The organism is uncultured Kocuria sp. (assembly GCF_947500125.1).
Taxonomy (GTDB): domain Bacteria; phylum Actinomycetota; class Actinomycetes; order Actinomycetales; family Micrococcaceae; genus Kocuria.
In genome coordinates, this window is sequence record NZ_CANMRA010000012.1 from 39,216 (window position 1) to 51,494 (window position 12,279).

Here is a 12,279-nt window from a genome sequence, read left to right on the forward strand (position 1 = left end):
ACCCCGACTCAGACCCCGACCGCCCGCCGGGCCCCCGCTCCCGCGCCACGGAAGGAGGAACACCGCGTGGTGACCGACCAGCGCGCCCCCCTGCGACCGTTCGCCGCCTACCCCTCGTCGGACGGGGGCGAGGAGCCCGACCTCCACGTCGTCGAGCCGTTCGGGCCCGGCGGGGACACGACCCTCACGGGCGCCGCCCGCCCCGTCGCCCGGCACGGTGCGGGCCTGCCCGCGGTGCGCCCCACCGAGGCCCAGGCCCTCCACGCCCGGCGCCGCGCCGGGACCGCCGTGCCCGACGTGGTGCCCGACGGGCCGCAGGCGCTGCCCGTCCTCAGCACGGGCCAGATCCGCCGGCACGGGGAGACCCCCGAGCCGGAGCAGCGCCGGGAGCCCCTCACGGCCGCCGAGACCGTGCCCCTCGCGGCGTCGGCCCGCCGGCGGCGCCGCACCGACACGGTCCCCGTCTCCCGACCGGAGACGACGACGATCGGCCCCCTCACGGCTCCCGGCAAGAGCTCCGACCGGATGCAGCGGGGCGCGTACCCGTCCACCCGGGCGCAGGGGACCCGGCCCGGCGGGCGCGCACGGCTGCGCTCCATCCTGCAGGGGGAGGCCGCCCCGACCGCCCCCATGCGCGTGGTGGAACGGCTCAACGCCTCGCCCTTCGCCAACCTGCGCCGATTCGGGGAGTCCACCAGCCGACAGGCCCGGCGCACCCTGAACTTCGCGCTGCGGCTCGCGGAGACGATGTTCCACTACGGCGCGGACGCCCTCGACGTCGAGAACGCCATCATCGCGGTGTGCGCCACCTACGGGGTCGAGAACGTCGAGGTGGACATCACCAACCAGGCGGTGACGATCAACTACATCGCCGACGACCAGCCGGACGGCGGGGACACCCGCACCCGCGAGGACGTCTTCAACGATCCGGACACCAACAGCCACACGGTCATGCGGGTCGTGCGCTCCTGGACGGACAACTACGCGGGCCTGGCCGAGACGCACCAGCTCGTCGCGGACATCACGGGCGGGGAGATGCCCCGCGGAGAGGCGGAGCGGCGTCTCGAGGCGATCAACGCCAAGCCCAAGCCCTATCCGCGGTGGATGGTGCGCGCCGCCACGGCCGCCGCGGCGATGGCCATCACCGCCGGCATCGGCGGCGGTGTCCTGGGCGCGCTCGTCGCCGGCCTGTCCTCGATCCTCAACCAGATCGTGGCGCACCGGCTGGGCACCTGGCGGATCCCCGAGTTCTTCACCATGGCCGCCCAGTCCGGGATCCTCACCACGATGGCGCTGTTGCTGTCCTGGGGCGGTGTCGACCTGTCCCCGACACGGGTCATCGCGGGCGGGATCATCCTGCTCCTGCCCACCACCCGCATGGTCTCCACCATGCAGGACGCGATCAACGGCTTCCCGGTCACGGCGGCCGGGCGGCTGCTGTCCACGTCGATGGCGTTCCTCGGCATCGTCGCCGGCATCGCCGGGGGCATCTCCATCGCCGGCTACGCCGGCATGCCGCGGGTCGACGTCTCGCAGAGCACCTTCGACCCGGTGAGCCCGCTGACCAATGCCGTGTTCATGCTGATCGCCACCGGTCTCATCGCGGTCACGATGCAGACCAAGCCGCGCCACGTGCTCTCCACCGTGGGCGCCGCCCTCGGCGGCCTCGTGGTCTACCACACCGGCATGGCCGCCGGTGTGGGGGCCCGCCTGGACACGGCGCTCGCGGCGGTCACGAGCGGGTGCGTGGCGACCGTGCTCGCGGCCCGGCACCGGATCCCGCAGCTGGTCCTGGCGATCCCCGCGATGACGTTCCTGCTGCCCGGGCTGTCCATCTTCCGCGGCATGTACACCATCACCGTGGAGACGGACACCTACGGCCCCGGGATCGTGGGGCTCGTCAACGCGATGGCCTCGATCGTGGCCCTGGCCTCCGGGGTGGTGCTCGGCAAGTACCTCATGCGCCCCTTCGTGGGACATCTCAACGGCACCAGCTCCCGGCGCAACCGGCGCCGCTGACCCGGCCGACACCGGGCGGAGGCATCGGCCCGGGTCGGATCGTCGGGGTCGGAGCGTCAGGGTCAGAACGGCGGTGGGTCGTCCAAGGACACGAGGTCGTGGAGGCCCAGGACACCGGGAGCCGGGCCGCGCTCCGTCCGCACCCCCTCGAGCGGTGGTGGATCCGGCCAGGGTGAGCGGAAGTCCGGCGACGCGGCGGTCGGCGACCCGGGCGTCGGTGATCCGGGCGTCGGTGATCCGGGCGTCGGCGATCCGGACGACGACGCCGGCGGTGGGGGAGCAGCGACAGGCACGTCGTCGTGGATGCGGAGCGGGGAGAGCACGGGGTGATGGTGCTCCTGGGGATAGGTCACGTGGACACGTCCTGCCGGTGAGGTCCACTCCAGGACGCCCTCCTGGGCCCGCGGGTCTCGGTGGCGGACCTGCCAGCGTCCGAGCGGGCCGTGCCGGTGCTTGAGGACGTGGTGGTGGCGGCACAGGTGGGCGAGGTTGCCCGCGGCGGTCGGCCCGCCGTCGACCCAGGCCACGGTGTGGTCGAGGTCGCAGCGCTCGGCCCGGCGGCGGCACCCGGGGAACCGGCAGGTGCCGTCCCTCGCGCGCAGCCGGCGCCTGAGATCGGCCGGCACGGTGTAGGTGGTGCGGTCGTGGTCCAGGACTGTGCCGGTGACCGGGTGGGTGAGGATTCTCGACCACGACCCGGCGCCGGCGGCGATCCGCTCGGCCAGGCTCACCGGGATCGGTCCGTAGCCGGCCAGTTCCGCGCAGCCCGAGGCCCTCGCCGGCCCCCGAGCTCCGGGGAGCCCGTCGGCGTTCGGTGATCCGCCGGGGAGTCCGTCGGCGCTCGGCGACCCGCCGGTGAGCCCGTCGGTGCTCGGTGACCCGCTGGGGAGTCCGCCGCCGGGCGTCTGTGCGCTGTCTTCCAGCAGGGCGAGCACGGGCACGGTGACCGTGACGTGGCCGCGGATCCCGCGCAGGTGCTCGGGCATCAGGGCGGGCTCACCGTCCAGCAGCAGCGAAGCGAGCACGTCCGCGCGCAGCTGCCCGGCCGTGCGTGGTCCGCCGTCCCCGTAGCCCTGGTCGCAGTCCTCGCAGAGACCTCCGCAGCGATCCCCGCAGAGACCCTCCTGGTGTTCTCGGCCGATGCCCTGGCCACCGCCAGCAGACTCCGGCACGTCGGGTCGCGGCCCGTGCGGCTCCACGCGGGCGGCGATGGAGGTGAGACGGTCGTGAACGGCGTGGGCGGTGGCCGCGTCCAGGAGCGCGCACAGCCGCGCCATGCCGTCCTCCTCGGGTTCCACCCACACCCTGCGTCCCCGGTGGGCCACCCGGTGACGCGCCTCCTCGGACCCGGCCAGCAGCCGAGCCCGCCGCCGCCGGGCCAGCGCCCGGAGCTGCGCCGCGGTGACTGTCTCCGCCTTCTCCAGCAGCTCGTCCAGGACGCGGGCCACAGCCTCGCCGGGTGCCCACCGCTCGGGCGGCCGGTCGGCCGCACCCACCAGGTCCCGCCACAGGTCCGCGATCACCTCGGCCTGCCGCAGGGCGATCGCCCCGGACTCGAGGGCTTCGAGGACCCGGGGCAGGTGCTCCGCCAGCAGGACCGCGTTCTCCACCCGCCGCACCGCCGTGCCCACCGGCAGCCGCAGGGCCGGGCCGATCTCATCGGCCACGTCCAGGACCGTGCGCTTCTCCGGTTCCGGAAGGTCCTGCCCGAGCGCACGGGTGTGCCGATGGGACCAGCGTGCCTGAGCCACCCGCCGCTGCTCGTGAGCCTGCTCCTGCAGCTGCCACATCCGGTGGATCACCCGCAGCTGCCGACCCGCGGCCCGGGCCTCCGCCCGGGCGTCCTCCACCAGCTCCGCCACGGCACCGGCGTACTCGCGGTCGATCCCGGCCGCGGCCGTGCCCTCCTGGCGGACCACCTCCAGGTTCCACGGCCGACCGTCGGTAATGGTCATGCCCCATGGTCTCCACCAGGTCCGACACCACAAGACCTGGTCTCACGACGTGCCCCGTCGCGGCCCGCTTCCCATCATCGGTTCACCGTGCCTGCCCGACGACGAGGACGCGGCCGTGGGCGACCGATGACCGGTGTCGGGTCGTTGGCAGGAGCGCCGACCGTGAAGCATCATGGGGGATGATCACGGATCCTTCCCACTCCACGGGACGAGCTGCGGGTAAGACCATGACGGCGGTGGTCACGACCGGCGTCGGCGGCTACGACCGGCTCGTCGTCTCCCAGGTGCCCGTCCCCGTGCCGGGCGACGGTGAGGTGCTGGTGCGCGTCTTGGCGGCCGGCATGAACAACACCGAGATCAACACCCGGCTCGGCTGGTACTCGTCGTCGGTGACGGCAGGGACCAACGATGCGTCCGAGAACGTCGCCGGGGACGCCTCGACGCGGCCGGACGGGGGCTGGAACGCGGTCACTCCGTTTCCCCTGATCCAGGGCGCGGACTGCTGCGGTCGGATCGTCGCCGTCGGTAGCGGCGGCGACGAGTCCGTTCTCGGGGCACGGGTGCTGGTCCGACCCTGCATGCGCACGCAGGGGTTCTCCTCGTGGGACACCATCTGGCTGGGGTCGGACGTCGACGGAGCATTTGCGCAGTTCGTCGCCGTCCCGGCGCACGAGGTCTTCCCCGTCGACTGCGACTGGAGCGACGCGGAGCTCGCGACGGTCCCGTGCGCCTACGGGACGGCGGAGAACATGGTCCGCCGCGCCGGGATCACCGCGGGGGCACGGGTCCTGGTGACCGGCGCCTCGGGTGGCGTCGGATCGGCCGTGGTGCAGCTCGCCAAGCGACGCGGAGCCCATGTCGTCGGCATGGCCGGTGACGCCAAGCAGGACCAGGTCCGCGCCCTCGGCGCCGACGAGGTCATCGGACGCAGCGATCCTCTGGGCGTGCTGGGCGCGGACAGCGTCGACGTCGTGATCGACAACGTGGCCGGCCCCGGTTTCCCGGCGATGCTCGGGCTCCTCAGGAGGGGCGGGACGTACGTCTCGTCCGGCGCCATCGGCGGCCCCGTCGTCGAACTCGACATGCGCACCTTCTATCTGAAGGACCTCACCCTGATCGGGTGCACGGCGTGGGACGAAGAGGTGTTTCCGGACGTCGTCTCGTACATCGAGCGCGGAGAGGTCCGGCCTCTCCTGGCCCAGGTCTTCCCGCTCGAGCGGATCGCGGCCGCCCAGAGGGCGTTTCTCGACAGGGCGCACGTCGGCAATTTCGTCTTGGTTCCGCCCGGTCCCGAGTCCTGAACCCCGCCGACCGAGGTGCGTCGGACCCCGGCCCCGCACCGTGATCGCCGTCGTCCCGCGTCCGGGTCAGAGGATCTGGCCGACCGGCAGCTTCTTCTCCGCCTGGAAGGCGTCCTCGGTGCGGCCCCGCGCCCAGTAGCCGGACAGCGAGACCTGGTCCCGCTCGAGCCTGCGGCGGGTGAACAGCTCCTCGCGCAGGGCCTTCATGACCTCCCGCTCGCCGTGGGCGAAGACCTGCACACCCTCCGGGACCGCGGGCCACGAGGCCTCGCGCACGGCCCGCACCAGGGCCGGGTCCTCCCCGGGCCCGCCGTCCGCGCGGAACGCCCAGCGCACCGTCATGCCGGCCGGACCGGACACCGGCTGGACGTCGCGGGGCGAGTCCACCTCCAGGAGCACCTCGCCGTGCGCGGACGCCGGGAGGGCCTCCAGGACGGCGAGCGCGGCGGGGACCGCGGCGTCGTCGGCGGCGATCAGGGTCCATGCGGCGTCCGGGGAGGGCGTCCACCTGCCACCCGGGCCCAGGGCGATGATCCGGTCCCCGGGCTCGGCGCGGGCCGCCCACGGGCCGGCGTAGCCCTCGTCGCCGTGCAGCACGAAGTCCATCCACAGCTCGTGCCGCTCGGGCACGTACCGGCGGATCGTGAGGTGGCGGGTGACGGGCTGCCGGTCGCCCGGAAGGGTCTCCTTGAGCTCCCAGTAGTCCGGGTTCGGGCCGGGCCCCGTGCCCGGGTCCGCCGCGGCCGGCCGGGCTGGGCCGGAGTGCTCCGTGCCGGTGTGCTCCGTGCCGGTGTGCTCCGTCCCAGGGTGGAGGAAGACGAGCTTGACGTACTTCTCCGGCGGGTCGATGTCCGCGTAGCGCTCGGGCTCGTCGAGGCCCAGGACCACCCGGACCATGGACGGGGACAGCTGTTCGCGGGAGCGCACCGTCAGGTTCAGCTGCGGTTTGCGGGGTCTGGCGGGCCGGGCCCCGGGGGTCGTCGTCATGCCGCCCACCCTAACGGAGGCCTCACCGGGCACCGGGGTCACAGCCGCCAGTCGACGGGCTCGGCTCCCTGCTGCTCCAGGAGCTGGTTGGTGCGGGAGAACGGCCGGGAGCCGAAGAAGCCCCGGGACGCGGACAGCGGGGACGGGTGCGCGGACTCGACCGTGGGGAAGCCGTCCAGCCACGCGGCGGTGCTGCGGGCGTCGCGCCCCCACAGGATCGCCACGAGCGGGGTCCCGCGGGCGGCGAGGACCTGGATGGCGCGCTCCGTGACCGTCTCCCAGCCCTTGCCGCGGTGCGACGCGGGGGCGCCCTCGCGAACGGTGAGGACCCGGTTCAGGAGCATCACACCCTGTCGCGACCACGCGGAGAGGTCCCCGTGCTCGGGCGGGTCGATGCCGAGGTCCTCCTGCAGCTCCTTGTAGATGTTCTGCAGGGAGCGCGGCACGGGGCGCACGTGGGGCTGCACGGAGAAGGACAGGCCCATGGCGTGGCCGGGCGTGGGGTAGGGGTCCTGGCCGACGACCAGCACCCTGACCTGCTCCAGCGGATCCTGGAACGCCCGCAGGACCGCCGCGCCCTCCGGGAGCGTGCGGTGCCCGTCGGCGTGCTCCTCGCGCAGGAACCGGCCCATCTGCCGGATCTGCGGTTCCACCGGGGCCAGGGCCTCCGCCCAGTCGGGGGCCATGATCCTGTCCAGGGGCTGGGGCTCGCTCACGGTGCTCCTCGCTGCGGGTGTCGGTGGGGATGACGGTGCGGGTGTCGGTGCGGAGGCTGGTGTGCCGGGCTCCACTCTAGGCCGGGCCCGCGTCGTCGCCGGCCGGGGCGGCCTCCCGCGGAGCGGTGCCCGGGGCAGCGGTGCCCCGGGGGTCGGGGCCGGAGTGCCGACGGCGCAGCGCGCGGCCCTCCTCGACCAGCTCCTGCTCCCTCGCCTGCAGCCGCCGGACGCCGCGGAGGTCCCGCGGCGGCAGCCGCAGGTTCTCCTCGGCCTCGATCCCCGCCTGGAGCTGGCGGCCGCGCTCGATCTCCGCGTTGAGCTCCGCCCCGGCGAGCAGCACGATGTTCATGATCCAGAGCCACAGCAGCAGGACGATGACGCCGCCGATGGCGCCGTAGGTGGCGTTGTAGTTGTTGAAGTTGGACACGTAGAAGCTGAACCCGGTGGTGGCGGCGACCATGACCAGGATGGCGACGACCGAGCCGATGCTGAGCCACCGGAACCTCGGCTGCCGGATGTTCGGGGTGGCGTAGTACAGCAGGGCGATCATGAAGACGAGCAGCATCAGCAGGGCCGGGATCCGGGCGGCCTGCCAGAGCTGGAGGGCCGCCCCGCCCAGGCCGATCAGCCCGCCGAGGCCCTCGGCGACCGGCCCGGAGAGCAGCAGGAGGAGCATCATGCCCACCACCAGGACCACCAGGGAGAGGGTCACCCCGATCATCAGGGGGTAGAGCTTCCAGACGGGGCGCCCCTCCTCGACCTCGTAGATCCGGTTCATGGACCGCCCGAAGGACCGCACGTAGCCCGAGGCCGTCCAGAGCGCGCCGACCAGGCCGGTGACCAGCGCCAGGCCCGCCGACGGGAAGGCGGTGAGCTCGCTGATTGGCCCCTCGAGCACGGCCACGGCCCCCTCGGGGACGCCGAACTCGTCCAGCAGGCGCAGCAGCGTTCTGGTGGTCGCCTCGGCCTGGCCGACGACGCCGAGCGTCGACACCACCGTGAGCAGCCCCGGGAAGACAGAGAGCACGGCGAAGAACGTCATCACCGCCGCCGAGTCCGTGCACTCGTCGCGGCGGAACTCGTGGACCGACCGGCGCAGGATGTAGCCCCACGAGGGTTTCGTGATCTGCGCCGGCGACGAGGGCTTGTCCGCGCTGTCCGGGTCCGCCCCGGGATCGCCCGTGGGGTGAGGGTCGGCTGCCATGGGGCTCCTCCGCGTGGTCGGCTGCGGGTCAGGATACCGGGGCCGTCACCGTCCCCGCCCGTTCCGTCCGAGGGCGGGCGGGAGCGGCGGCGGACTGGTTAGAGTGGGCGCATGAGCGCTTCCCCCACCGAGACCCGACCCCGCGCCGTCGTCACCGGGGCCACCGGAGGCATCGGCCGCGCGTGCGTGGTGGACCTCGCCCGCGACCACGACGTCCTGGCACTGGGCCGCGACGCCGGCCGGCTGGCCGAGCTCGCCGACCTCCCGCACGTCACCGTCCGCGCCGCCGACCTGACCGACGTCGCGGCGCTGCCCGCCGTGGTCGCGGACCTCGACCGGGTCGACGTCCTCGTGCACTCGGCGGCCGTCGCGGGACGCACCACCGTGGAGGCCGCCTCCGTGGCGGACTGGCGGGCGCAGCTCGAGCTCAACGTGGTGGTCCCCGCGGAGCTGACCCGGCTCCTGCTGCCCGCCCTGCGGGCCGCCCGGGGCAAGGTCGTGTTCCTCAACTCCGGCTCGGGACTCACCGCCCGCGCCGGGGACGCCGTCTACGCGGCCTCGAAGTTCGCCCTGCGCGCGCTCGCCGACTCGCTCCGCCAGGAGGTCGAGGCCGACGGGATCGTGGTCAGCTCGGTGCACCCCGGTCCCGTGGACACGCAGATGCAGCGCGACATCCAGGCGAGCCTGGGCAACGAGTACGTCCCGGAGCGCTACATCCGTCCGGAGTCGGTGGCCGCGGCGGTGCGCGCCGTCGTGGACGCGGGCGAGGACGCGCAGCTGACGACCGTCTCCGTGCGGCCGCGGGCCCAGTCGCGGTGACCGGCGAGAACGACGCCCCCGGCGACGATGTGCCGGACGACGCCGTGCCCGAGGACGCCGTGCCCGAGGGCGCCGTGCCCGGCGACGATGTGCCGGACGACATGGCGCCTGCGGACGTCGTGCCCGGCGACCACGAACCCGGTGGCGACGCACCCCGCGCGGAGCCGGTGCCGGACAGGGACGCCGCGGCCGGCCGGGAGCCGGACGGGGAACCGTCCGACGACGGCACCGGCCTGGGCGCCGTCGACCGCGAGATCCTGGCCCTCGAGAACCTGCAGTGGAAGTACCAGGGGGCGAAGGAGATGGAGATCCGCCGCCGCCTTAACCTCTCGCCCACCCACTACTACCAGCGGCTCAACGTCCTGATCGACACCCGCGCCGCCCTCGAGCACGACCCGATGCTCGTGGCGCGGCTGCGCCGGCAGCGAGGAGATCGGGGATGACCCAGTACCCGCACGACGAGTTCGACGACGTCCCCGAGGACGGCCTTCGCCAGGGCGCCCACCGCGGCCTCCGACCGACCGTCCGGGTGGGCGCCCGGGAGCTCACCGCCATCGTCCTGGCCGGAGTGCTGACCCTCGGCGTCGGGGTGTTCTCGTTCCTCAACGCCCCCGGTGACGGCCCCCCGGCGACCGGAACCACCGCCCCGAGCCCCTGACCCCACCCTCTGCCGAGCCGACCCGGCCCCGGCGCCACCGAACCCTGACGCCACAGACCCTGACGCCACCGAACCCCGACGACACCGAACTCCGACGCCACCGGAAGGAACCGCCGTGCAGATCGAAGGAAGCAGAGTTCGCCTCCGCGACTGGACCGAGGAGGACCTCGCTGCCTACGAGACGTGGATCATGCCGCCCGCCGGCGGCGGCGAGCACGAGTGGCAGCGCACGGACGGCCCCTTCTACCCGAACTTCACCGCCGAGGGCGCCCAGCGCTGGCTGGGCACCCTCCGGGAGCACGTGGCGGCGGGGGACTGGCCGGACCCGCGCGAGACGATGGTCATCGCCGACGCCGCCGACGACCGGTTCATCGGGCAGGTCTCCTGGTACTGGTCGGAGAAGCCCACGGAGGACCCCGGGGACGGCACGCACCTGCTGCCGCTGCGCTCCCTGGGCATCACCGTGTACTCCCCGGAGCACTGGAGCGGCGGCTACGGCACCGAGGCCCTGCGCCTGTGGATCGACCACCTCTTCGCCCGCTCCGACTCCCACCGGCTCGATCTCGAGACGTGGAGCGGCAACGTGGGCATGTGCCGGGTCGCGGTGAAGCTGGGCTTCACGGAGGAGGCCAGGATCCGCCGGGCCCGCAAGGTCCGCGGCGAGTACTACGACCGCATGCTCTACGGCGTGCTCCGCGAGGAGTGGCAGGGCTGAGCGGAATCCGCTCAGGGGTTTGCACTCTCCGGGGACGAGTGCCAAGATTGCGATTAGCACTCAGTCGTGTGGACTGCTAATGGCTCGGTCCCCGGCCCGACCCGGGCAGCCACCGGCACAGGAGTGACACCTCAACCACCACGGTGAGGTGCCGCGCGGCGTCGGGAAGAGTCCGCCGTCGTGCGCGCCGTCCGTCGCGGGCACCGTGGAGGTCGACCGTTTGTCTACCGTCCAGGAGGGACGAAGTCACATGGCAAAGATGATTGCTTTCGACGAAGAGGCACGCCGCGGTCTCGAGCGGGGCCTGAACACCCTGGCCGACGCCGTCAAGGTCACCCTCGGCCCGCGCGGCCGCAACGTGGTCCTCGAGAAGGCCTGGGGCGCCCCCACGATCACCAACGACGGCGTGTCCATCGCCAAGGAGATCGAGCTCGACGAGCCGTTCGAGAAGATCGGCGCCGAGCTCGTCAAGGAGGTCGCCAAGAAGACCGACGACATCGCCGGCGACGGCACCACCACCGCCACCGTGCTCGCCCAGGCGCTCGTCAAGGAGGGCCTGCGCAACGTGGCCGCCGGCGCCGACCCGCTGAGCCTCAAGCGCGGCATCGAGAAGGCCGTCGCCGCGGTCACCGAGGAGCTGCTGGCCTCCGCCAAGGAGGTCGAGACCGAGGAGCAGATCGCCGCCACGGCGTCGATCTCCGCCGGCGACCCCGAGATCGGCCGCCTCATCGCCCAGGCGATGGAGAAGGTCGGCAAGGAGGGCGTGATCACGGTCGAGGAGTCCAACACCTTCGGGCTGGACCTCGAGCTGACCGAGGGCATGCGCTTCGACAAGGGCTACCTGTCCGGGTACTTCGTCACCGACGCGGACCGCCAGGAGGCCGTCCTCGAGGATCCCTACATCCTCGTGGTCAACTCCAAGATCTCCGCCGTCAAGGACCTGGTCCCCGTGCTCGAGAAGGTCATGCAGGCCGGCAAGCCGCTGCTGATCATCGCCGAGGACGTCGAGGGCGAGGCCCTGGCCCTGCTGGTGCTCAACAAGATGCGCGGCTCCATCAAGTCCGTGGCCGTCAAGGCCCCCGGCTTCGGCGATCGCCGCAAGGCGCAGCTGGCCGACATCGCCATCCTCACCGGTGGCCAGGTCATCACCGAGGAGGTCGGGCTCTCCCTCGAGACCGCCACCGTGGACCTGCTGGGCCAGGCCCGCAAGGTCGTCGTCACCAAGGACGAGACCACCATCGTCGACGGCGCCGGCACCGCCGAGGAGATCGAGGGCCGCGTGGCCCAGATCCGCGCCGAGATCAACAACTCGGACTCGGACTACGACCGCGAGAAGCTGCAGGAGCGCCTGGCCAAGCTGGCCGGCGGCGTGGCCGTCCTCAAGGCCGGTGCCGCCACGGAGGTCGAGCTCAAGGAGCGCAAGCACCGCATCGAGGACGCCGTGCGCAACGCGAAGGCCGCAGTGGAGGAGGGCATCGTCGCCGGCGGCGGCGTGGCCCTGATCCAGGCCGGTCAGAAGGCGTTCGACAAGCTGCAGCTCACCGGCGACGAGGCCACCGGCGCGAACATCGTCAAGGTCGCCATCGACGCCCCGCTCAAGCAGATCGCCCTCAACTCGGGCCTCGAGGCGGGCGTGGTCGTGGACAAGGTCCGTGGCCTGCCCCTGGGCCACGGCCTCAACGCCGCCACCGGCGAGTACGAGGACCTGATGGCCGCGGGCATCAACGACCCGGTCAAGGTCACCCGGTCCGCGCTGCAGAACGCGGCGTCCATCGCCGGGCTGTTCCTCACCACCGAGGCCGTCGTGGCCGACAAGCCGGAGCCCGCGGGCGCCGGCGCCGGTGCCGACGACGGCATGGGCGGCATGGGCGGCATGATGTGATCGACGGCTGACCCGTCGAGCGT

Annotated in this window: 11 protein-coding genes; 7 read left to right on the forward strand and 4 right to left on the reverse strand. The window is 73.1% G+C overall.

Annotated elements, in window-relative coordinates; genetic code table 11:
* Nucleotides 1-66: 66 nt before the first annotated feature.
* Nucleotides 67-2,019: a threonine/serine exporter family protein gene (locus Q0817_RS09815; RefSeq protein ID WP_298586475.1), complete on the forward strand. Its 1,953-nt coding sequence runs from the start codon at nucleotides 67-69 to the stop codon at nucleotides 2,017-2,019.
* A gap of 62 nt (nucleotides 2,020-2,081) precedes the next feature.
* Here the strand turns inward: Q0817_RS09815 and Q0817_RS09820 are convergent, their stop codons facing one another.
* Nucleotides 2,082-3,974 carry an HNH endonuclease signature motif containing protein gene (locus tag Q0817_RS09820; protein ID WP_298586478.1) on the reverse strand — a complete coding sequence of 631 codons (1,893 nt, stop codon included), beginning with the start codon at nucleotides 3,972-3,974 and terminating at the stop codon, nucleotides 2,082-2,084.
* Nucleotides 3,975-4,153: 179 nt separating this feature from the next.
* On the opposite strand from Q0817_RS09820, the gene Q0817_RS09825 reads away from it, so the two are divergent.
* Nucleotides 4,154-5,275 carry a zinc-binding dehydrogenase gene (locus Q0817_RS09825; RefSeq protein ID WP_298586481.1) on the forward strand — a complete coding sequence of 374 codons (1,122 nt, stop codon included), beginning with the start codon at nucleotides 4,154-4,156 and terminating at the stop codon, nucleotides 5,273-5,275.
* 66 nt (nucleotides 5,276-5,341) lie between these two features.
* Here Q0817_RS09825 and Q0817_RS09830 read toward each other — a convergent pair whose 3' ends face one another.
* From Q0817_RS09830 to Q0817_RS09840, 3 genes are all read right to left on the reverse strand, one after another.
* A complete protein-coding gene (locus Q0817_RS09830) occupies nucleotides 5,342-6,262 on the reverse strand; it encodes a siderophore-interacting protein (RefSeq protein WP_298586484.1) in 921 nt (306 codons plus the stop codon).
* A gap of 38 nt (nucleotides 6,263-6,300) precedes the next feature.
* Nucleotides 6,301-6,978 (reverse strand): uracil-DNA glycosylase, encoded by a 678-nt coding sequence (locus tag Q0817_RS09835; RefSeq protein ID WP_298586488.1) that lies wholly within the window; start codon nucleotides 6,976-6,978, stop codon nucleotides 6,301-6,303.
* A gap of 76 nt (nucleotides 6,979-7,054) precedes the next feature.
* Nucleotides 7,055-8,182, reverse strand: coding sequence for a YihY/virulence factor BrkB family protein (locus Q0817_RS09840; protein ID WP_298586491.1), 1,128 nt, complete (start codon nucleotides 8,180-8,182; stop codon nucleotides 7,055-7,057).
* A 111-nt stretch (nucleotides 8,183-8,293) separates the two neighbouring features.
* On the opposite strand from Q0817_RS09840, the gene Q0817_RS09845 reads away from it, so the two are divergent.
* The 5 genes from Q0817_RS09845 to groL all read left to right on the forward strand — a co-directional run bounded on the left by Q0817_RS09845 (nucleotide 8,294) and on the right by groL (nucleotide 12,256).
* On the forward strand, nucleotides 8,294-9,001 hold the full coding sequence (locus Q0817_RS09845) for an SDR family oxidoreductase (RefSeq protein ID WP_298586494.1): 708 nt from the start codon (nucleotides 8,294-8,296) through the stop codon (nucleotides 8,999-9,001).
* A gap of 101 nt (nucleotides 9,002-9,102) precedes the next feature.
* Nucleotides 9,103-9,444, forward strand: coding sequence for a DUF3263 domain-containing protein (locus tag Q0817_RS09850; protein WP_298586688.1), 342 nt, complete (start codon nucleotides 9,103-9,105; stop codon nucleotides 9,442-9,444).
* Complete coding sequence (locus Q0817_RS09855; RefSeq protein ID WP_298586497.1) at nucleotides 9,441-9,659, forward strand: hypothetical protein; 219 nt, start codon at nucleotides 9,441-9,443, stop codon at nucleotides 9,657-9,659. The genes Q0817_RS09850 and Q0817_RS09855 overlap by 4 nt, the downstream gene beginning before the upstream one ends.
* 115 nt (nucleotides 9,660-9,774) lie before the next feature.
* Complete coding sequence (locus Q0817_RS09860; protein ID WP_298586500.1) at nucleotides 9,775-10,374, forward strand: GNAT family N-acetyltransferase; 600 nt, start codon at nucleotides 9,775-9,777, stop codon at nucleotides 10,372-10,374.
* A 250-nt stretch (nucleotides 10,375-10,624) separates the two neighbouring features.
* Nucleotides 10,625-12,256 carry a chaperonin GroEL gene (gene groL, locus Q0817_RS09865; RefSeq protein ID WP_298586503.1) on the forward strand — a complete coding sequence of 544 codons (1,632 nt, stop codon included), beginning with the start codon at nucleotides 10,625-10,627 and terminating at the stop codon, nucleotides 12,254-12,256.
* Nucleotides 12,257-12,279: the final 23 nt, after the last annotated feature.